This is a genomic window from Rhodococcus sp. IEGM 1318 (assembly GCF_033142465.1).
In the GTDB taxonomy this organism is placed as follows: Bacteria; Actinomycetota; Actinomycetes; order Mycobacteriales; family Mycobacteriaceae; genus Rhodococcus_F; species Rhodococcus_F qingshengii_B.
The window spans coordinates 37,371-59,063 of record NZ_JAWLSC010000019.1; the positions used below are offsets into that span (position 1 = coordinate 37,371).

At 65.2% G+C, this 21,693-nt stretch carries 15 protein-coding genes and 1 tRNA gene; 7 read left to right on the top strand and 9 right to left on the bottom strand.

Annotation, left to right across the window (positions count from 1 at the left end):
* Window positions 1-2: 2 nt before the first annotated feature.
* Window positions 3-9,311 (bottom strand): polyketide synthase, encoded by a 9,309-nt coding sequence (locus R4P65_RS30015; RefSeq protein ID WP_317829203.1) that lies wholly within the window; start codon window positions 9,309-9,311, stop codon window positions 3-5.
* 419 nt (window positions 9,312-9,730) lie between these two features.
* Here R4P65_RS30015 and R4P65_RS30020 point away from each other — a divergent pair, with 419 nt between their 5' ends.
* Both R4P65_RS30020 and R4P65_RS30025 read left to right on the top strand, forming a co-directional pair.
* A complete protein-coding gene (locus R4P65_RS30020) occupies window positions 9,731-10,447 on the top strand; it encodes a hypothetical protein (protein WP_317829204.1) in 717 nt (238 codons plus the stop codon).
* Between the two features lie 73 nt (window positions 10,448-10,520).
* Window positions 10,521-10,602 (top strand) — tRNA-Leu (locus tag R4P65_RS30025).
* A 57-nt stretch (window positions 10,603-10,659) separates the two neighbouring features.
* On the opposite strand, the gene R4P65_RS30030 is transcribed toward R4P65_RS30025, so the two are convergent.
* The gene (locus R4P65_RS30030; RefSeq protein ID WP_317829205.1) at window positions 10,660-11,379 is read right to left on the bottom strand and encodes an aspartate/glutamate racemase family protein; all 720 of its coding nucleotides are present in this window, start codon (window positions 11,377-11,379) and stop codon (window positions 10,660-10,662) included.
* A 207-nt stretch (window positions 11,380-11,586) separates the two neighbouring features.
* Between R4P65_RS30030 and R4P65_RS30035 the strand changes: the two genes are divergently transcribed.
* Together R4P65_RS30035 and R4P65_RS30040 are read left to right on the top strand one after the other, a co-directional pair.
* Window positions 11,587-11,994: a hypothetical protein gene (locus tag R4P65_RS30035; protein ID WP_021333455.1), complete on the top strand. Its 408-nt coding sequence runs from the start codon at window positions 11,587-11,589 to the stop codon at window positions 11,992-11,994.
* Window positions 11,991-12,371: a DUF3817 domain-containing protein gene (locus R4P65_RS30040; RefSeq protein WP_003945334.1), complete on the top strand. Its 381-nt coding sequence runs from the start codon at window positions 11,991-11,993 to the stop codon at window positions 12,369-12,371. The genes R4P65_RS30035 and R4P65_RS30040 overlap by 4 nt, the downstream gene beginning before the upstream one ends.
* Before the next feature lie 62 nt (window positions 12,372-12,433).
* On the opposite strand, the gene rdgB is transcribed toward R4P65_RS30040, so the two are convergent.
* The 7 genes from rdgB to clpS all read right to left on the bottom strand — a co-directional run bounded on the left by rdgB (window position 12,434) and on the right by clpS (window position 17,511).
* Complete coding sequence (rdgB, locus tag R4P65_RS30045; protein ID WP_317829206.1) at window positions 12,434-13,042, bottom strand: RdgB/HAM1 family non-canonical purine NTP pyrophosphatase; 609 nt, start codon at window positions 13,040-13,042, stop codon at window positions 12,434-12,436.
* Window positions 13,043-13,045: 3 nt separating this feature from the next.
* Window positions 13,046-13,831: a ribonuclease PH gene (gene rph / locus R4P65_RS30050; protein ID WP_003945332.1), complete on the bottom strand. Its 786-nt coding sequence runs from the start codon at window positions 13,829-13,831 to the stop codon at window positions 13,046-13,048.
* Between the two features lie 52 nt (window positions 13,832-13,883).
* Window positions 13,884-14,642, bottom strand: coding sequence for a cyclic nucleotide-degrading phosphodiesterase (locus R4P65_RS30055; protein ID WP_007733274.1), 759 nt, complete (start codon window positions 14,640-14,642; stop codon window positions 13,884-13,886).
* Between the two features lie 97 nt (window positions 14,643-14,739).
* Window positions 14,740-15,399 (bottom strand): rhomboid family intramembrane serine protease, encoded by a 660-nt coding sequence (locus R4P65_RS30060; RefSeq protein WP_317829207.1) that lies wholly within the window; start codon window positions 15,397-15,399, stop codon window positions 14,740-14,742.
* Between the two features lie 91 nt (window positions 15,400-15,490).
* Window positions 15,491-16,558: a P1 family peptidase gene (locus R4P65_RS30065; RefSeq protein WP_317829208.1), complete on the bottom strand. Its 1,068-nt coding sequence runs from the start codon at window positions 16,556-16,558 to the stop codon at window positions 15,491-15,493.
* Window positions 16,555-17,145, bottom strand: a complete 591-nt coding sequence (locus R4P65_RS30070; RefSeq protein WP_317829209.1) for a DUF2017 domain-containing protein — start codon at window positions 17,143-17,145, stop codon at window positions 16,555-16,557. The genes R4P65_RS30065 and R4P65_RS30070 overlap by 4 nt, the downstream gene beginning before the upstream one ends.
* A gap of 54 nt (window positions 17,146-17,199) precedes the next feature.
* The gene (gene clpS, locus R4P65_RS30075) at window positions 17,200-17,511 is read right to left on the bottom strand and encodes an ATP-dependent Clp protease adapter ClpS (protein WP_029255695.1); all 312 of its coding nucleotides are present in this window, start codon (window positions 17,509-17,511) and stop codon (window positions 17,200-17,202) included.
* A gap of 127 nt (window positions 17,512-17,638) precedes the next feature.
* Between clpS and R4P65_RS30080 the strand changes: the two genes are divergently transcribed.
* From R4P65_RS30080 to R4P65_RS30090, 3 genes are read left to right on the top strand one after another with little or no spacing between them, the layout of a single operon-like run.
* Window positions 17,639-18,973: a nicotinate phosphoribosyltransferase gene (locus R4P65_RS30080; RefSeq protein ID WP_317829215.1), complete on the top strand. Its 1,335-nt coding sequence runs from the start codon at window positions 17,639-17,641 to the stop codon at window positions 18,971-18,973.
* A complete protein-coding gene (locus tag R4P65_RS30085; protein WP_317829210.1) occupies window positions 18,970-19,617 on the top strand; it encodes an isochorismatase family protein in 648 nt (215 codons plus the stop codon). The genes R4P65_RS30080 and R4P65_RS30085 overlap by 4 nt, the downstream gene beginning before the upstream one ends.
* Before the next feature lie 9 nt (window positions 19,618-19,626).
* Window positions 19,627-21,675 carry an ATP-dependent DNA helicase gene (locus R4P65_RS30090; protein WP_230814084.1) on the top strand — a complete coding sequence of 683 codons (2,049 nt, stop codon included), beginning with the start codon at window positions 19,627-19,629 and terminating at the stop codon, window positions 21,673-21,675.
* Window positions 21,676-21,693: the final 18 nt, after the last annotated feature.

Sequence of the window (21,693 nt, forward strand, 5' to 3'; positions counted from 1 at the left end):
TATTACTTGCAGCCGGGCAGATTCGAGCGGTACACCTGATCTGCGCCGAGTCGTGCGTCCTCGCTCAGCAGCATGTCCGCTTCGAGCTGACGCGACGCCTTGGCCGGCGTTCCGTCGGCGCCGAGGCGACGATCCGCCGGACGCTCGTAGAGGCTGTCGCCGCCGCACATCGCCTTGGTGAGGCGACGCTGTCCGTCGATCGTCCGCTGCTGCGCCGTCGCAACATAATCCGCGCGCTTGTCGGCCGGAACCGACTCGACGAATGCCTGCGGGTGCACGACTGCGATCAGTCCGGAAACGTGACCGAAGCCGAGGCTGGTCAACAGGCCGGCGCGCAGCGGAAGCTGCTCACCGAACTTGAGCGGCTGACGTGCCCACACGAGGTGCTCGAACTCGGCCATCTTGTCGTCGACGCAGTCGAGGCTGCGGTTCGGCGGGACGATGCCCTGGCTCAGTACCTGGCAGAGTCCGATCAGCTGGAAGGCTGCGGCACCACCCTTGGCGTGACCGGTCAGGCTCTTCTGCGAGACCACGAACATCGGCGCGCCTTCACTGCGTCCCAATGCCCCGGCGAGGCGCTCGTGCAGCTCTGCCTCGTTGGGATCGTTGGCGGCAGTGGAGGTGTCGTGCTTGGAGATCACGGCGATGTCGTCGGCGCTCACTCCGAGAGCGTTGAGCGAGAGTGCGAGCTGTGAATCGGCTCCCCCACGTCCGGCACCCAGTGCTCCGAGTCCCGGTGCCGGGATCGAGGTGTGGACACCGTCGGCGAACGATCCCGCCCAGGCGACCACACCGAGGACGGGCAGACCCATCTCGAGTGCCAGGTCACCGCGAGCGAGCAGAATCGTTCCGCCACCGGCCGACTCGACGAATCCGCCGCGGCGACGATCGTTTGCCCGCGAGAAGCGGCGATCTTCGATGCCCTTGGCGTGCATGTCCTCGGTCTTGGCAGTGGCCGACATGTCACCGAAGCCGATGATGCCTTCCGTGCTCAGATCGTCGAACCCACCGGCAACAACCAACTGCGCCTTGCCGAGTCGGATCTTGTCGACGCCTTCTTCGACGGATACCGCCGCCGTGGCGCAGGCGGCGACGGGGTGAACCATCGCGCCGTAACCGCCGACGTACGACTGAACGACGTGCGCTGCAATGACGTTCGGCAGCGCTTCCTGCAGGATGTCGTTCGGGCGGTTCTCGCCGAGCAGCGTGTCGATGTACAGGCTCCTCATGGAGGTCATACCGCCCATGCCGGTGCCCTGCGTGTTGGCGACCAGGCTCGGGTGTACCCAGCGGAGCAGTTCGCTCGGAGTGAAGCCGCCCGTGAGGAAGGCGTCCACCGTCGCGACGATGTTCCAGAGACCGACGCGGTCGACCGAATCTGCCATGTCCGCGGGGATGCCCCACTTGGTGACGTCGAAGTTGGTCGGGATCTGGCCGCCGACACTACGAGTCAGTTTCATCTTGCGCGGGACGCGGATCTCGGTGCCTGCGCGGCGAGTGACCGTCCAGTCGCCGGACTCGGCGGAAACCGTCGCCGTCGTGTTCTCCGGATCGGATTCGACGAAGGCCAGAGCCTCGGCCTCACTGCCGACCACGAAGCTCAGATCCTTGTCCAGGAACACGGAGGTGAGCAGCGGAGCCGTGTTGTCGATCATCGCGCCCTCGTCGACGTAGCGACGGATGCCGCAACGCTCGACAACTGCGTCGTGGTACTTGTCGGCGATTTCCGCCTCGGGTACCAGGTCACCGGATTCGACGTCGTACCAACCCGGCTTGGGGTCGTTCTCCCAGACGATGAGTCCGGTGTTCCACGCCAATTCGAGAACGCCTGCGGCAGAGAGCTGCTCGTCGACCTCCATCTCGAAGCGGGTACGCGAGGAACCGTAGGGTCCGAGCTCTCCGGCGCCCACGATGACCACGAGGTCCGCGGGGGTGACGTCCAGTTCGGGCCAGCTCGGAGCCTTGACCGAGTCGTCGATCCGAGCCGGCGCGGGCAGTGCCAGGATGCTGGACTCGTCCACTGCCTCGTCGACAGCTTCGGCGATCTCGGCCACCTCGGCAGCTTCCTTCGCCAAAGCACCCAGATCCAGGTTGGCCTCGGACAGTCCGCCGGTCAGGTCGACTTCGAGCGGAGCCTCTGCAGCAGCGCGACGCGACTCACGCGTTGCCGTCTTCAGCAGTTGGGTCGCCATCTCCTGGGTGGACCAGGTGCGGACGCCCGCAGCTTCGACCGCGTCGACGATCGGATCGTTGTGACCCATGAGTCCGGTTCCGCGAACCCAACCGATGACCGCGTGTGCCAATGTGACCCGCTCGGCCCAGTTGCGCTCGGCCTTCCAACGGTTGACCACGGCGATCAACGAAGCCTTGGCCTCGCCGTAAGCACCGTCGCCGCCAAATGTTCCGCGGTTCGGCGAACCGGGCAGCACTACGTGCAGGTGCGTGTCGACGTCGCTGTCGTAACCGATCTTCGACAGACCGCCGATGAGGCGCTCCACCGACCAGAGCAACACGCGCATTTCCATTTCGGCGCGAGCGCCGGCGTCGGAAAGTTCGCCGCCGACACGGGGAGCTGCGAACGGGAAGAGCATCGTCGGCGTCATGGCCGGCTTGATGAGCTTCTTTGCGCCGCCTGCGTTCTCGGTGGCCTCGTTCCCGATCCAGTCGATCAGTGCGTCGACGTCGGTGTACGACGCCATGTTCGCGGGAACCACCCAGAGGGCGGCACCGGCGCGAGCGTTCTCACGGTACAGGTCGCGGTAGAAGCCGAGACGCTGACCGTCGAGTCGCGAGGTGGTCACGAATACCGTTGCGCCACCAGCAAGGAGCTTGCCTGTGACCGCTGCCGCGATGGAGCCCTTGCTGGCGCCGGTCACGACTGCGACCTCGCCTGCCCACTCGGGTGCGTCGGACTCTGCCGTCACAGCCGCATCAGCGATGCGGGTATAGACCTCGGCGAGCGCCGTGCGGCCTTCGTCGGTCGCACGGGTTGCCCACCACTTCGCCTGGGCGGCAACGGTGGAACCGGCTCCGATGAAGTTCTCGACCGAGAGGATCTCACTGCCCAGCCAGATACGCGCAAGATCCTCACGCGCACTTGCCCAGCGGTCGTCGAGCAGCACTGCCTTCTGCGCGTCGAAAGCCGGAGCAACCAAACGCGGCCAGTCGGAGCCGAGTTCAGCAGAGACCAGGTCGACCAGTTCGGTGTCCTCGACCGTCGCGACTGCTGTTTCTTCGTGAAGTCCGAGCTGCTCGAGCACCAGGCGTGCGGCCGAGGCCAGAACGCCGTTGCGACCGGTGATGTTCTCGGTGAACTCACCCAGTGCGGCTGCGTCGACGGTTCCGCCGCTTCCGCCGCCGGTAGCCGGCAACGAGACGCTGACTCCGCGAGCAGACCCGACCGAGGCAACTGCACTGTCGATGACTGCGTCCACTGCTGCCGCGTCGGCCAGTGCGCCGGAGCTCAGGCCACCGAGGTCGCCGCCGCGGATGCTGGCGCCGTCACGGGTACCGAGAGCCACTGCTGCGGTGACGTGGTGTGCCCAGCCGTCGCCCAGTTCCCAGACCTTCTTGACGCGGTCGGCGATGTAGCCGGGACGCTTGCCTGAGGGGCCGAAGACCTTACGCAGGTGATCGTTGATCGAATCGGAGAGCACCGGTCCGAACGGCTTGTACGTACGGGCGAGCTTGTCGACGGTTGCTCCCAAGGAGCCCATGTCGGCGTCTGCGGCACCGTCGATGGCGCCGAGAGACAGCTCGGAGCCCAGGTCGACCAAGAGCTGGTTACGACGCGAGGAGACGCCGTCGCACAGTGCCTCGATCGTGTCGGCGGGGCCGACCTGATCGGGACGGAGCTTGGTCCACAGGCTGATCAGGACCTTCGTGGCGTCGGGCGCCTTGAAGGTGAGGTCGTCCGGACGCGGTCCGCCCGAAGGTGCAGCGGGAGCAGCAGCGACCGGAGCGGCGGCTGCGGCGACCGGAGCAGCCTGCGCGGCAGGGGCTTCGATCTCGTCGTCGTCATCGACGGCCGGATCGACGTCGGTGCCGTAGACGATCGCAGCTTCACGCTCGACGTTGAGAACCTCGACCGGGTAGCCGAAGCGGCCCGGTAGCTTGAGGGTCTGCGACGCCAGGTTCGCGACGGTCGGGGCAGCGCCGAGACCGATCTCGACGAAGCGCTCGACCCCGAGTCCACCTTCGGACTCGTCGCCGAACAGCAGGTCCTGCGTCTCGATCCAGCGAACCGGGCTGGCGAACTGCCAAGCCAGCAGCTCGATCAGGATGATGCGGGACAACTCGTGAGTGCGCGTTGCGTAGCTGTCGAAGTCTGCGAGGACCTCCTGCAGCGGCTCGGACGGCACCAAGTCGGCGATTTCCTGAACGAAGTCACGACGCAGCGAGAACGGCTTCGGAACCAGGTTCGGGATGTAGCGGCCGATCAGGATGTCCGGGTCGATGTCGTGCGGGAGCAAGTCCTGCAGGCATACGCGGAAGTCCGCCACGCCGCCGCGAAGGACGGTGGAGTGGAACGGCACGTCGATGCCGGGGACCTGGATGTATGCCCGCTTGCCACCGAATTCTGCGCGGCGACGGTCGATTTCGATCTCGAGTGCGTCGAGACCGGCTACCGAACCGGCAATGGCGTACTGGCTGCCACGCAGGTTCAGGTTGACGATTTCGAGGAACTCACCGGAAGCCTCGGCGACACCGGCAACGAAGCCCTGCACGTCGTCGTCGGAGACACCGATCTGCGACGGGCGAATCGCGGCCATGCGGTAGTCGGAGCGTCCGGCTTCGTCACGGGGAACGAGCTGGTGCATCGCGGAGCCACGCTGGAAGACGACCTCGAGAAGTGCTTCGAGCGGGAAGACCTCGGCAACAGCGGCGAGTGCGTTGTACTCACCGACCGAGTGACCGGCCAGAAGCGAATCCTCGATGAAGGTTCCGGACTCGCGCAGCTCGGCAACCTGAGCAACACCGAGAACGGCCATGGCCACCTGGGTGAACTGTGTCAGGTGCAGGACACCGTCGGGATGCTTGTGCTCGACACCACGGGCCTTGACGGTCACCGGGTTGTCGCGCACGACAGCGAGGATCGAGAATCCGAGCGCCTTGCGGGTGTGCTTGTCGGCGCGCTCCCAGACGTCGCGCGCAGCCTTGGACCGGGCGCGGGCGTCGAGGCCCATGCCCGGGCGCTGGATGCCCTGGCCGGGGAAGGCGTAGACGGTCTTCGGCGCGGCGGTGCGGCCGGTGGCGACCATGACCAGTTCACCGTCGATGCGGCAGCCGACCTCGACGATTTCTGCGCCCTGGTCGATGCCGACACGGTCGACGCGGACGTCGATCTCGGCGCCGGGGCGAACCATCCCGAGGAAGCGGGCGGTCCAGGCGGTCAGGCGGCGCGGCGGAACGCGGGTTTCGGCCGGGTCGACTGCGGTGACAACCTGCTGCGCTGCGGCGGAGAGCCACATGCCGTGCACGATCGGGGTTCCGAGGCCGGCCAGCAGCGCGGCATTGTCGGACGTGTGAATCGGGTTGTGGTCACCGGAGACCTGAGCGAATGCGCCCATGCTGACCGGCGCGAGGATCTTCGCGTCACGGCGACGACGACGCGAGGTGTCGACAGCCGCGTCGCTGATCGATCCACCGGCGCGAGCCGGGTCGACGAGTTCGCCTGCGCCCGTGCGTCCGCGGATGGCGAAACGCTCGGTCATGGTGACGACTGCGGGGGCGTCGAGGCCCTCGCCGAGCATGGCACCGACCTCGACCTTGACCTCGACGACGCGACCGAGGTCGGTGTCGAGAACCGAGGCGACCTCGGCATTGACGACGAGAATGCTTGTCTCGGAGGGCAGCTCACCGACGAAGTCGACGGTGTGGTCGAGGTGGACCAGGTCGAGCATGCCTTCGATGACGGAAAGACTGTCGAGCTTGGCTGCGCCGAGGACCGCGAAGACCGCGGGCCAGCATGCTCCGACGACGACGTCCGGAACAGCCTTGCCGCTGACACTGAGTGTGGTGGGCAGACCGGAACCGGTGACACCGGCATGATCGGCGATGCGATCGGGAACCCACGCGACGCTGAGGCGAGCCTTGCCGTTCTTGACTGCCGGCAATTCCTGCCCGGCAGCAACGGCCAGGAGTGCGGACATCGCACCTTCGGCGTCGTCCTCGGTGACAACCGGAGCGCCGCCGTCGATGACGGACTCGGGGATGGTGATCATGATGTCGACGGACTTGTCTGCCACCAACGGAACCGAGAGCAGCACGTGCGAGGAATCGACGACGGTCAGGCTGGACCCGGTGGTGCCGTGTACTGCCTTGTCGGCAGACTCTGCACTCCACTCCTCGAGGTCGCCGAGACGACGGACGGGGTTCTGGGTCAGGCGGCCGGCCCACTGGAGGTCAGGAGCCGAGAGGACGGCGTCGAGAAGTCCGGGTGCGGAATCCTGGTGGCGACGGCTCGCAAGTGCAACCGGAGTGGTTCCGGCAGCAACCAATTCGTCGTAGGTGGCCTTCTCGAAACGATCGAGCAGGTCACCGACCGGCTCGTCGACACGGGTGATGCCGGCGACGGCAACGGTGCCGGGGATGACACAGACCTGATCTGCGGTGTAGCGGGGATCGTGTGCCTGCCACAGGGAGTCGCTGCGCCACCAACGGCGCACGTCACCGTCGACGACGGGAACGAAGTTGACCGGCTTGCCCGGTGTCTTGCAGAGCGAGATGAAGAACGAGACGTCTGCGGGATGCAAAACGGTCGTCGAGTAGTCCGGGTACGACGCCTGCAGTGCGCAGATCGCAGCCTCGGGACGCTCGAGGGTCTCGGCATCGCCGAACAGTGTGGGGATGGGACCGCGGTCGACCGGGTGCAGACGCGCCTCGGTGCGCTGGAGCATCTCACCGAAGCGAGCACGCCAGGTGATGTCGAGCCACGGGCTCGAGGTCGCCTCGACGATGGCATCCTGAAGATCTGCGCCGCAGTCGAATTCCTTCGCGGCGTCGATGCCGACGGTCAGCTCGAGGTAGCGACGCAGCCACTGTGCGTACGTCATGGTCTCGACGTCGCCGAAGTACGGCTTGGCGGTGACGTCGAGGGCGGCGATGATCTCGTCGCGGCGCTCGGCCACTGCCTCGGAATCGCCGGCAACCTCGTCGAGGAGGCGTCCGGTGCGCGAAGCCGCGTTGTCGATCTCGTGGATGTCGGCACCGAGCTGGCTACGGCCCGAGGCCATTCCGCCTTCAGCAGTACCGGCACCGACCCAGTCCGGCGTACCGGGTGTGTCGACGAGAAGCTGCTTGACCTCGGGAGAGGTGGTGGCCTCGAGAGTCGCCATGGCTGCAGTGCCGACCAGGATGCCGTCGACGGGCATGGCCGGGAAACCGGCTGCGGCAGACCAACGGCCGGTCAGGTAATCAGCTGCGCGCTCGGGTGTTCCGATGCCGCCGCCGACGCAGATGACCAGGTTCGGACGTGTACGCAGCTCGGCGTACGTGTCGAGGAGCAGATCGTCGAGGTCTTCCCACGAGTGGTGTCCGCCGGCGCGGCCGCCTTCGATGTGGACGATGACCGGGAAGTTCGGAACCTCGTTGGCGATACGGATCACGGAGCGGATCTGCGCCACGGTGCCGGGCTTGAACGCAATGTTGGTGATGCCGATCTCGGACAGCTCGTCGATGAGGGCAACGGCCTCTTCGAGTTCCGGGATACCGGCGGTGACTATGACGCCGTCGATGGGAGCACCGGCAGTACGGGCATGCTGCACGAGGCGCTTGCCACCGAGCTGCAGCTTCCACAGGTACGGGTCGAGGAACAGGGAGTTGAACTGGACCGCGCGGCCCGGCTCGAGCAGCATCTTCAGCTCTGCGACACGGTCTTCGAAGATCTCTTCGGTGACCTGTCCACCACCGGCAAGCTCGGCCCAGTGACCGGCATTGGCTGCCGCGGCGACGATCTTGGCGTCGACCGTCGTCGGCGTCATGCCTGCGAGCAGGATGGGCGAACGACCGGTCAGCTTCGTGAACGCGGTCTCGACGCCGATGCGGCCGCCGGGAAGCGCAACGGGCTTCGGCGCGAACTCGGTCCACGAACGTGAGACCTCAGGCGCAGCACCGGGAGTGAGCAGATTGCGGTGTCCGCCGCGGGTGGCTGCGGCAATGATGCCGATGCCCTGTCCACGCAGCGAAGAGGACGTCATACGGGTCAGCTGATCGCTGGGTCCGAGATCGAGAATCCACTTGGCGCCGGCGGAGATTGCGCCGTCGACAGCCTCGACCCAGTCGACCGGATCAACGAGGACACCCTGCGCAAGTTCGCGCGCACGGTCCGCGTCGAGACCGCAACGGGTCGCCCAGCTGCCGACGAGTTCGACGGCCTCGGCCAATGCGGGGTGATGGAAGCCGATTTCGGTGTCGAGCGGATCGAAGGACGGCGCGAAGACGGAACCGCCACGCTTTTTACCCTCACGCTCGCGGGCCTCTTCGGCTTCGATCTGCTCACAGCGCTCTTGCACGCGTGCCAACTGAGCGGGCGGCCCGGCAAGGACGACACGGCGACGGCCGTTGCGGATGGCGAGGACAGCTGCACGCTCGGGAGCAATACCCTCGGCAAGCTCGGCGACGATGGCAGCAAGGCGCTCGGGATCGACGCCCGAGACCGCAACCATCGGCTTCGCGGAGGCGCCGGCGATGACGCCGCGGCGACGGCCGACCAGGCTGGCAGCAGCACCGACGAGCTGTGCGACGGCGAGGAGCTCACCGTCGTCGTTGCCCTGTGCGGCTACGGCAGCCGTGGCCAGAAGGCCCTGCGAGTGGCCGATGACGGCAGCAGGCGGGTTGCCGGCCACATCCAGACCCTGAGCGGAGAGGGCACGCAACGCCGCAAGCTGCGTGAGGAAGACACCGGGAAGCGACACCGGAGCTGCGGTGAGCGCTGCAGCGGAAGGTCCCGCCGACTTCTCACCTTCTTCTTCGTCGACGATCTCGGCTTCGAGCATCCATGCGATCGGATCGAATCCGACCGGGCGAACCACGAGGAGATCCTGTGCGACGGGTGCGAGGCGTGCGGCTGCATCATTGACCAGATCGGTCAGAACGGGCTCCAGGCCGTTGTCACGGCTGAGCTCCTCGAGCGAGGTGAGCCAGGGAGCGCCCTGTCCACCGAAAGCGATTGCGTAGGAAACGCCGTTGTTCAGCGAATCGACGAGGGCACCTTGGCTGGTCGTGCGGGACTGTCCCCCATCGACGCCGAAACGGCGTCCACCCTTCGAGTCGCGTCCGTTTCCTGTAGGTGTCGTGTCATCGATCGTCACGCGTACGTCCTCTCCTGGTCACCTCTGCGGCGAGGTGGGATTTGCGGTGTGCTGCCCGGCTGAAGTGCTCGCGAATTCGTCGAGAGATTCGACGGAGTCAGGGCGTTCGTGCAAGACAAGGTTTACACAGAATCATGAGGATTTCCTCACGTTTGTCGGCGGCCCGGAAATCTCGACTTTCGGGGCCGTGATCTTCCTCACCAGACTTCGAGAAAGTGACTCGCGAGTAGGTCGCGAACGCCCTGCCTGGGACTGTTACCGGGATTTTCAGAAACCTGAGGAACCCCTCATATTTATTGTTACCAATTCGTGACCTCCTTGACGGACGGTCGATCCCGTGCGTTCCGGGCCGCAATCTGTCGGACCCCCTCGCTACGTTCAGCGCGTCCACACCGGACAACTTCTCGGGGGGAGAAATCATGAAAGACACAGACGTAGTCAGGGCCGTCGAATTCATCGGCGCCGAGCTTCCGCGCGAGGCGTGGCCGCATTGGAATCAGGGATGGCCGCGCGAGTCCGAAGCCGCTCTGCTCGACGCGATCTTCTCGTCGCGCGCCGCCTACGGAACACCGAAGACCGGAGTCCGCGCCGTCGTCGACCGTTGGCGCACACACCGCTCGGTAGCCGCCGACGATCGCCTCGACAGCTTGTCCGCTCTCGCCGCCTTCACCGACCGTGGCGACGAGCTCGCAACGATTCTCGGCAATCGCCAGCGCGTGCCGGGCAACTACTCCACCAAGGCCGAAGGTGTAGCTCACGCAGCCAAGGCGCTCGTCGAATCCGGTTGCCGGTCCAGTGCCGACGTCGAAGACACCGAAAGCCTCCGCTCGGCAGTCGTCTCCGTTCCGGGCCTGGGCCCAAGGACCTTCGAGACACTGGTGTTCCTGTCCGGGAAGTTGACGGCAACTTCGATCGACCTGCTTGCACGGTTCGCCACCGAAGCAAGCAGTAGCGAGAAATTGTTGTCGAGCACCGACGCAGCCGAGTTGCTCGTTGCGGTTGCCGAACATCTCGATGTCGATGTTCAAACGCTCACTCACGCTGCGTGGCGGTATCAACGCACGGCTGAGCAACCGCGCCGATCGAAGAAATCCGCTACGCCGCCGGCAGCGGATCCACTTGCCGCAACGGCGTGAGAGCGCCCGGGCACATCCCGACCAGGGTGGTGTGCCCGCGAGCGATTCCACTCGCGTATCCTTTGAATTCCGCGCGCGAGTGGCGGAATTGGCAGACGCGCTGGATTTAGGTTCCAGTGTCTCAGGACGTGGGGGTTCAAGTCCCCCCTCGCGCACAACGAAGAGCCCCGCCGGATCAGATCCGGCGGGGCTTTTTCAGTTCTCGATCAGGCTCAGCGCTTTCGAGCCTTGACCGGCGGGGTCATGTACGTCGTCCGGCTCGGCGTCAGCCCCAGACGGACCGAGCTCTCCAACCACGTGATCGCCGACGCCGTCGGATCCACAACCGGAACATGAATCCCTTTGCCATGCAGTCCATCTCGGACCGCACTGGTTACACCGAGCATCCCGGTGCAACCGAGAACGACGGAATCGGCCTCACCGTTCTCCACTGCCGTAGACCCCTGAGCGGCCAGTCGATCGATCAGTTCCTCCCGATCGGTGAGGCCCAGCACCGGCATGTCCACGACTCTAATACTGCCCAGCCGACTATCGAGCCCATACCGCCGAGTCAGCGATCGGAGCATCGGCACGACATTCGGCAGGATGGTCACGACACCGACGCGATCGCCCAGACTCATCGCTGTCAGAAATGACGGCTCGAAGCCGCCGACCACCGGTGCGTCGATGATCTCTCGGGCGGCATGCACTCCGGGATCGGCGAAGCACGTGATGAACACGCAGTCGACGCCGTCAGCGGCCGCCTCTTCTACCCTCTGCACGATCCCGGGGCCGGCCAGTGCCTCGTCGTACTCACTCTCGATGCTCGCCGTTCCGGAACGCAGCGAAACGACGTCGACCCTCGTTCCGGGCGCTGCCCAGTGCTCCACCTCGGCGGTCACAGCAGGCGTGAGTGTGGTGTCGATGACCGGACGAATCACTCTGATGTGCATGAACGCTCCCCTGTTGTCGGATACGCCCGAGGTTATCGATGCAGTTCAGCCGGGAGAATGTGTTCAATGCCTAGTGTTGCGGTTGAGGATGGACACAGCGCACAGGCGGTGTGGCACGGCCTCTACGACACGCCGTGGCACGGCCTCTACGACGCAGTGTCGGAGATCGCAGGGCGAGGCACTATAGCTCTCAGGTACCGTCTTAGTGTGTCCAAGAACGCTACGAAACGCCGACCTGCGCTGATTCTGCTGGTCATCGTGTCAGCCGCCGGCTGCCTCGCGCTCGGCTGGTGGCAGTGGGAGCGCTTCGAAGCCGTCGGAGGGTCCGGACAGAATCTCGGTTACGCGTTCCAGTGGCCGCTGTTCGCGGCGTTCGTGGTGTACGCGTATCGCAAGTTCGTTCAGCTCGAAGACGTGGACCCCGAAGAGGCCGAAGCCGAGGAAGCCGCCGCGGAGCCGCGTGAGATTCCCGCCGACCTCTTGCCGCAACGCCCGCAGGCCGAGTTCGACGATGTGAACCTCGACGTCGACGACCCTGAAGCCCGCCAAATGCTGGAATACAACGACTACCTTGCGCAGCTCGCCGCTCGCGAGTCCGATAGGAGCACGACGTGAGTACCGGTTCGGAAGCGAGCATCGCTACCCCCGCAGTCAACGCAGAAAAACAGAAGAAGGTTGCGTCGGCGCTGGTCCGATACCGCGTTCTCGCCTGGATCACCGGCCTCTGGCTGCTGTTCCTGACCGGTGAGATGGTCTACAAGTACCTGATTCTCGACAATTCGGCGGACGCACCGTCGTGGTTGTTCTACATCGGCCAGATCCACGGCCTGTTCTACATGCTCTATCTCGTGTTCACGATCGACTTGGCGATCAAGGCCCGGTGGAAGCCCGGTACAACGGTTGCCACCGCGCTCGCCGGCACGATCCCGTTCCTGTCGTTCGTGTTCGAGCACAAGCGAACCGCCCAGGTGAAGCAGGCTTATCAGCTCTGAGAGTTTCGAAAAGTAGAGCCCTGAACGCAGACGCGTTCAGGGCTCTACTTTTCGGATTCGGTTCAGCCGGCCAGTGCGGACAATGCCGGAACGAGCTGCACGAGCGCTCTCCCTCGATGTGACGCCGCGTCCTTTTCGGCCGGGGTGAGTTCTGCGGCCGAGCGGGTGTCGCCGTCCGGACGGAAGATGGGGTCGTATCCGAATCCTCCGTCGCCGGCCGGTTCTCGGCCGATCACGCCGCGCCATTCGCCGCGCACGACAGTCTCGTCGCCGCCAGGGATCACCAGTGCACAAGCGGAGACGAACGCCGCGCCGCGCCGCTCGTCTGGCACGTCTCCCAGCTGAGCCAGGACAAGAGCCGTGTTGGCGCCGTCGTTTCCGTGAGTGCCCGACCAACGCGCGGACAGCACGCCGGGCATACCGTTGAGTGCATCGATCTCTACACCGGAATCATCTGCGATGCAAGCCATTCCGGTTGCCGCCGCGCCGTCACGCGCCTTGGCGAGCGCATTCTCCTCGAACGTCGCCCCGGTCTCGGGAGCTTCGGGGAACGGCGGCACCTCGTCGAGCCCGACCAGTTCGATTCCGTTCACTCCGGCGGCGTCGAGAACTCGATGAAGTTCCTTCAGTTTCTTGGCATTTCGGCTGGCAACCAATACTCGTACGCTCACAGCTCAGGCACCGAACTTCTTCTTGGGTTCCGGATTCTTCGGTTCGGGGAGCACCCCGGGATACGGCTCGGCCAACGCCTGACGCTGTATCTCGAAAAGTTGCTCACAACCCGCCAGAGCGGAGTCGAGCAGCTTGTCCAGCGTCGAGCGTGGGAAGGTGGCTCCCTCACCGGTTCCTTGAATTTCCACCAGCGTGCCGGTATCGGTGGCCACGACATTCATGTCGACCTCAGCGCGCGAATCCTCTTCGTACGGAAGATCGAGACGCACTCGTCCGTCCACGACGCCAACGCTGACGGCCGCTATGCCACACGAGATGGGCTGAGGGTCGGAGAGCAGGTCGGCTGCGCGCAGGTACGTCACCGCGTCGACCAGGGCCACGTACGCCCCCGTCACTGCCGCGGTGCGGGTGCCGCCGTCGGCTTGGAGGACATCACAGTCGAGGGCGATGGTGTTCTCGCCGATCGCAGCGAGATCGATGCAGGCCCGAAGTGATCGGCCGATGAGTCGACTGATCTCTTGTGTACGGCCGCCGACCTTGCCCTTGACCGATTCGCGGCCACTGCGTGTGTGCGTGGCGGCGGGAAGCATCGCGTATTCGGCTGTCAGCCAACCCAAGCCGGAGCCCTTGCGCCAGCGGGGTACACCCTCTTCGACGCTGGCCGTGCACATGACGCGTGTGTTCCCGAACTCGACCAGAACGGATCCGGCCGGATGACTGGTGAACCCGCGGGTGATCTTGACCGTGCGGAGCTCGTCGTCCGCCCTACCGTCTTCTCGTGTAGTCACCTTCGTGAGCCTAGCGGTCGCCCGGTCGGCACTGCATCGAATGTGAGGGGAATCAGATGTCGTAGACGCTTCCTGCGGAGACGGCATGGACCGGTCCGGAGAATTCGGATTTCGCTTCGGCGATCACGTCTTCACGGGAGGTCCACGGCGGGATGTGCGTGAGGAGAAGTTCCTTGACGCCGGCGAGGGCGGCCACACGGCCGGCTTCCTTACCGGAGAGGTGAACTCCCTCGGGGCGATCTGGACTGTCGGTCCAGGAAGCTTCGGAGAGCAACACGTCCGCTCCACGGGCGAGTTCGACGACGTTGTCGCACATACCAGTGTCTCCGGTGTAGACGAGCACGCGGCCGTCGGCGCCGGTGATCCGGAAACCGTAAGCCTCGGGAGGATGATTCATCCGGCGCGCGACGACGCTCAGTTCTCCGAACGTCACCGGCTCGTTCTCGGCCCAGAGCCGGACGTCGATGGTGTCGGAGATGTCGTCCATCTCGCCGGCGCACTCGGCGGAGGACACTCCGATGCGGCAAGCGGTGTCGGTGGGACCGTAGACCAGAGCGCGGCCAACCGGCGGGTTGGGGTGATAGCGACGCCAGACGAGCAGGCCGGGCATGTCGAGACAGTGGTCCGCATGAAGGTGCGAAAGAAGAATCGTCACCTCGCCCGGATCGGCGTATCGCTGCAACGCCCCCAGAACGCCCGGGCCGAAGTCGATCACGAGCGGCGGAGTTCCCGGTGCCGTGAGCAGGTATCCCGAAGCCGGTGAATCCGGACCCGTGACGCTGCCGGAACACCCCAGGACGGTCATGCGCATACCGGTCATGCTGCCACGTCTACCCGTCTGGGAAAAAGCTCTTGGTCGTTTTGGCGCGTCGAAGTCACACCGCAGTGTGGGTGTGACCCACGTCCGTTCAGAAACTGGGTGGTCGAACGGCCGGTGCCGACCCTGCGCGCTTGGCCCTCTCCCCCGACGTCAGTGCCCACGCGGCCACCACGCCGCCGATCGCTCCGAACAGGTGTCCCTGCCAGGAAACCCGTGGATCGCTCGGCAGAATGCCCCACAGCACTCCGCCGTACACGACGAAGACAGCAACACCGATCAGGATTTGCGTGAAACTTCGCGTGAAGAATCCGCGCACCAACAGGTAGGTCACCCAGCCGAAGATCAGCACGGACGCACCGACGTGATTCGAGTTCGAACCGGCGAATAACCAAGTTCCGACACCGCCGATCACCCAGATGATGCCGGTAGCCGCGAGTCCGCGCGCGATTCCCGACACCAGCACCAGGTATCCGAGGATCAGCACCGGAATGGTGTTGGCGATCAGATGACCCCAGTCGTCGTGCAGCACCGGGGCGAACAGGATTCCCCACAGGCCGTCGAGCGTGCGCGGGGTGACGCCGGCGTTCTGGACGTTCTGACCGGAAATGACATCCACGATCTCGATCACGTAGAGCATGATCGCGAAGCCGCCCACCAACACGGCCGACTGCTTCCACACCGAAGGCGGACCGGATTTCGGTGCCGGCGTTCGTGTGCCGAAATCCGGATTGTTGAAATCCATCGTCATCGTGTGCGTCCTCCACCGTCGATCCGGTTTTCTGATCGGTCGCTTGCAACCAGTCTCAATTCGAGGTTACCGCCGATTCCAGGAGCGCTGCCTAGAGAAATGCAGACGGGAAGAGTTCGCGGTAGCTCGGGATTCCGGCTACCGACGTGGCGTCCAGAATGGCCTTCACGATCGCCCGTTCGACCACCTGTGCCGAAGCCGCGCACACCGCGTCAAGTAGCGGCAGATCGTTCGAGAAAGCGGCCGGAACCGCGATCTCCGAATTCGGGGTGTGATCACCGGTAGCGAGCGCGAAGATCGTGTCGCCGTCGAGCGGCGAATGTGCGGGCCGAATCGCTCGAGCCAGACCGTCGTGACCCGCGACGGCGACGCGTCGACACCCGGCTTTGGTCAGGGCGGCGTCGGTGGCGACGACGCCGATCGTGGTGTTGAGGACGGTGCCCTTGGCAGCGACGGCATTGGCCGCCGCAAGTTCGGACGCGTCGGGAAGCCTGAGGCCGAACGACTCCGCCCCGTCCGAGCCGACGCCCCACGGCAAACCTGTTCGAGGGTCGAAGACCGAACCCACCGGGTTCGCCACGATCAAAGCGGAGACCGTCGTACCCTCGGCGGGGCCGTCGGCTATCACGACGCTCGCCGTTCCCACCCCACCCTTGAGCGCTCCGGCTCTCGCGCCTACTCCGGCACCGACCGTGCCCGTGGCGAATTCGCACGAAGCGGTGTCGGCAGCGAGGAATCCGAAGTCTCCGGTCGGACGAACGGTCCAGTCCCCCACGGGCAGATCGAAGATCACGGCGCCGGGGACGATCGGTACGACCTGACCGGGAGCCCCCATCGCGATCCCGTGATCGTGTTCCTCGAGCCAGCGCATCACGCCGTCGGCCGCGGCCAATCCGTATGCACTGCCGCCGGTCAACAGCACCGCGTTGACCTGCTGAACCGAATGGCTCGGGTCGAGAAGGTCGGTCTCGCGGGTACCAGGCCCGCCGCCGCGGACATCGACTCCGGCAACCACACCGGCCGATGCGAGCACGACTGTGCAGCCGGTGGCTGCGCCGCTTCCGAGGGTGACGCCCTCGTCGAGTTTGTGGTGATGACCGACTGCGAGGCCGGCGACATCTGTCAGTGAATCAGTGGGCCCGGTCCGCGTCGTAGTCATGGCATGAGCGCCTGGACGAGGGAGTCCTGCATCCACGTCAACCAGTGATAGACGTCGAGATGCGGGGCGCGCGGGTCGTCGGGTTCGAGGCTCTCCGGGGTGTCGGCGTCGATGCCGAGATTGGTTCCGAGCGCGAGACGGACGTCGTTGAGCGAGGACAACCAGGCATCGGCCTGTTCCTGCGTGAGAACGACCTTGCCGCCGGCCTCGGGAAGCGAAGCCAATAACGTACGGGCGGACTCGCGTTTGGCGTCGATGATCTCGGGCTCGTGCAAACTGCGCAGGGCACCATTGACATTGGCACCCGCGTCGTCGAGATCGTCACTGTTCGGGGTGACCTTGTCCGGGTCGTTGCGCTGGAAGTCGGGAAGCAGCCGCGCCAACACCGGATTGTCGGGTGTCTCGGAATTACCGGTCCGAAGGCCGGTCAGCGCGGCGAGTTCGTCTTGCGGCGCCGAAGACGCACGCTCGTCGAGAAGCCCGGTCACCGACTCCACGAGGGAGCGTAGAACCGCCGCTTCGTGACCGTCCATCTCGGACTTGAACTTCACTCCGCCGAGTGAACTCTTCCTACTCCACGTCCGCACGCGTCGGACTCCCGTCTACGAGTTGGGCGAACAATTCGATCGAAATAATGGTTCTCAGGTGTCGTCGCGTTGCATGGTGGCCCAGAGACCGGCCGCATGGAGGCGACGCACATCGGCCTCCATCTTGTCTCGCGAACCGCTCGAGACCACGGCCTTGCCCTCCGAATGGACTTGCATCATCAGATCGGTGGCCTTGGCTTTGCTGTAGCCGAACAGCTTCTGGAACACGTAAGTCACGTAGTGCATGAGATTGACCGGGTCGTCCCAGACGATGGTCACCCAGGGCCGGTCGGCGGCTTCGATGGTCGCCACGGCCTCCGACTGCTCGGGCGTGGCTTGAGGAGAGGAAGCCGTAGCGCCTCTCATCGTTACGTTCGCCGAGTAAGTGTCGGACACAGTCGCGCCGCCGAAAACCATGTATCCAGGGTACGGCGCGGCGAGAGGCGACAACACCCACCCACGTCGTCTCGCGCCTAGAGTTGTGTGCGTGCCTATGCAAATTTCCGACATCCGCGACGCCGGTGCCAGCACCGCACTGCTCACCGATCAGTACGAACTCACCATGCTCTCGGCGGCTCTCGCCGACGGATCTGCCTTCCGCAACTGCAGTTTCGAGGTCTTCGCACGGCGACTGCCCGACGGCCGCCGCTACGGCGTCGTTGCCGGTACCGAGCGCCTACTCGACGCGCTCGAGCAGTTCCGATTCGGTGAACCGGAACTGGCGATCGTTGCGAAATTCCTCGACGACACGACCGTCGAGTGGCTGCGCAACTACCGATTCTCCGGCGACATCGACGGCTACCGTGAGGGCGACTTCTACTTCCCCGGATCACCGATCCTCTCGGTCCGCGGAACGTTCGCCGAGTGCGTCATCCTCGAAACCTTGATTCTCTCGATCCTCAACCACGACAGCGCGATCGCTTCGGCCGCAGCCCGCATGGTCAGCGCAGCGGGCGGTCGACGAATGATCGAGATGGGCTCGCGTCGTACACACGAACAGGCAGCGGTTGCCGCTTCACGTGCCGCGTATATTGCCGGTTTCGACGCCACCTCCAACCTCGAAGCCGCGCGGCGTCACGACGTGCCCAGCGCGGGAACGAGTGCACACGCTTTCACCCTGCTGCACACCACCGAAGACGGTCCGGACGAGGCGGCGGCATTCCGCGGTCAGGTCGCCGCTCTCGGCGTGTCCACCACGTTGTTGGTCGACACCTACGACATCACCGAGGGTGTGAAAACGGCTGTCGCCGTTGCCGGTCCCGAACTGGGCGGAGTGCGCATCGATTCCGGCGACCTCGGCGTCCTTGCTCGCCAGGTACGCCAACAACTCGACGACCTCGGGGCAACCAAGACGCGCATCGTCGTCTCCGGCGACCTGGACGAGTACGCCATCGCGGCTCTGCGCGCCGAACCCGTCGACTCGTACGGGGTCGGTACTTCACTGGTCACCGGATCAGGCGCGCCCACGGCAGGCATGGTCTACAAACTTGTCGAGGTCGACGGGATTGCGGTCGAGAAGAGAAGTACCAACAAGGCATCTCGCGGCGGCGCCAAGAAAGCACTGCGCGTAGTGCGCCCGACCGGAACGATCGTCGAAGAAGTCATCTACCCCGCCGGATCACCTTCCCCGATTTCCGAGGCGGACGGCGCGACCGAGCTGTTGATCCCGTTGGTTCGTGAAGGCAAGGTCGTCGAGAGTGCACCGACGCTCGAAGAGAGCCGTGCAGTTCTGAAAGCAGGGCTCGTGAGCCTGCCGTGGGAAGGGCTCAAGCTTTCACGCGGAGACTCGGCTGTGCCCGTTCGATTCTCCGGAGGTGAGCACCGGTGAGTGCTAAAGCACTGATCGTCGTCGACGTTCAGAACGATTTCTGTGAAGGTGGCGCTCTCGCAGTCGACGGCGGCGCTGCGGTTGCGGCGGCCGTCAACGATTTCGTGAACTCGCATGAGTACGACGCTGTTGTCGCGACTCGCGATTTCCACATCGACCCTGGGGCGCATTTCTCCGAGACTCCCGACTTCGTCGACAGTTGGCCGGTTCACTGCGTCGTCGGGACGGCCGGTGCCGAGTTCCATCCGGCATTCGACGCCTCCGTCGCCGGTTCGGCGATCTTTTCCAAGGGCGCCTACAGCGCGGCCTACTCCGGTTTCGAAGGGGCAGCCGAGGACGGTACGACGCTCGAGGACTGGCTCCGCGCCCACGAGATCACCGACGTCGACGTGATCGGCATTGCCACCGATCACTGCGTCAAGGCCACGGCCATCGATGCGGCGCGCGCAGGATTCGGCACGACAGTCCTTCTCCCCTTCACTGCCGGCGTGTCGACCGCCACGATCGAGACAGCGTTGGTGCAGATGCGTGAAGCGGGTGTACTGCTGGTCGGGCGCGACGAAGCTTCGTCGGAAGAAGGCGTGGACGCCAACGAAGGGTCCCGGTCACAAGCCGTGGGCGTTTCTGACGTAGGGATCCATTAACCTTCGTGGGTGGCCGATCAACTCCCGAACGTTCCCGAACTGCTCCAGACAGCGGTGCGGTCGCTCGGCGGTGCCGAACGAACCAGCCAGCTGACGATGGCATCGGCCGTGGCGCACTCGATCGACACGGGCGAGCATCTGGCCGTTCAGGCCGGCACCGGTACCGGTAAGTCACTCGCCTACCTCGTTCCGAGCCTGCGCCACGCGGTCGAATCGGGGCGCACCGTCGTCGTGTCCACCGCCACCATCGCGCTTCAGCGTCAGCTCGTCGATCGAGACCTGCCACGGCTCGCCGACGCCCTGAAAAAGCCGCTCGGCCGACGCGCAGAGTTCGCAATCCTCAAGGGCCGCAACAACTACCTGTGCATGAACAAGATTCACACGGGTGCGTCCGAGCAGCCACCCGAGGACGAGCTGTTCGATCCGTTCACGGTCTCGCGTCTCGGCCGGGAAGTTGTCCGTCTCACCGAATGGTCCTCCGACACCGAAACCGGTGATCGTGACGAATTGGTGCCAGGCGTGTCCGATCAGGCGTGGCGGCAGGTCAGCGTCACCTCCCGCGAATGCATCGGCAAGAACCAGTGCCCGGTCGGTGAGGACTGCTTCGCCGAGCGCGCCCGCGTCGAGGCGTCGAAGGCCGACGTAGTCGTCACCAACCACGCACTGCTCGCCATCGACGCCATCACCGGCATTCAGATCCTGCCTGACCACGACGTCGTGGTGATCGACGAAGCCCACGAATTGGTCGACCGCGTCACCGGCGTTGCCACGGCGGATCTCACGGCCTCTTCGATCAGTGCCGCGGCCAGGCGTTGCGGCAAGATCGCCGAAGAACAGGACGCCGACCGACTCGAAGCTGCCGGCGAGGGTTGGGCGGGGCTCCTCGAGGAATTGCGTCCAGGTCGATGGGAAGGCCTCCCGGACGGGGCGGCGCCCGCACTGGCCGCAATCCGCGACGCGGCCTGGTCGCTGCGCACCGCTATCGGCCCGGCCAAACCTGGCATGGCAGCAGCAGACCCCGAAGCGGCGGCGGCCCGCAACGCTGCGCTCTCGTCCGTCGACGACGTCCACGACAGCGCAGTGCGCATCCTCACAGCTTTCGACGAACCCGACCCGGCCAAGAGAAAGGACGTCGTCTGGCTGTCCTCGGACGAATTCCGCGGATCTGTGCGGCGCTCGGTCCGGATGGCTCCGCTCTCCGTCGGCGGTCTGCTGCGCTCGAGACTGTTCGCCGAATCCACCGTCGTTCTCACCTCCGCGACACTGACCGTCGGCGGATCGTTCGACGGTCTCGCCGTCAACTGGGGTCTGCCTGCGGAATCGTCCGTGCGCCCCGATTCGGGTACCGCCATCGGCACCGAAGCACCTTCCGACGCTTCGGCTTTCCGCTGGAACTCACTCGACGTCGGGTCACCGTTCGACCACGCCAAGGCCGGCATCATCTACATTGCCCGGCACCTGCCCACACCCGGCCGCGACGGCCTCTCCCCGGTCTATCTCGACGAGATCGCCGAACTGGTCGAGGCTGCGGGCGGACGCACTCTCGGCTTGTTCTCGTCGATGCGTGCCGCGAAAGCGGCGTCGGAGGCGATGCGGGAACGCCTCGGCACCCCGATCCTGTGCCAGGGCGACGACGCCACCGGCACCCTCGTCAAGGCCTTCGCCAAGGACGAACCCACGTCGCTGTTCGGCACGCTGTCCCTGTGGCAGGGCGTCGATGTCCCTGGCCCATCGCTGAGCCTCGTCATCTTGGACCGGATTCCGTTCCCGCGCCCGGACGATCCACTGTTGATGGCTCGCCAACAAGCCATCGAATCCCATGGCGGTAACGGCTTTCTCAGCGTCTCGGCCAATCACGCGGCGCTGCTCCTGGCCCAGGGCGTGGGCCGTCTGCTTCGCAGCACCGACGACAAGGGCGTGGTGGCCGTGCTCGATCCGCGTCTGGCAACGGCCAGATACGCGGGTTACCTTCGCGCATCACTGCCTCCGTTCTGGGAGACGACCAACCCTGAAGTCGTCCGCAAGGCGCTCACCCGCATCCGCGACTCACGTCCCTGACCCAGTTCTCACGCGGGC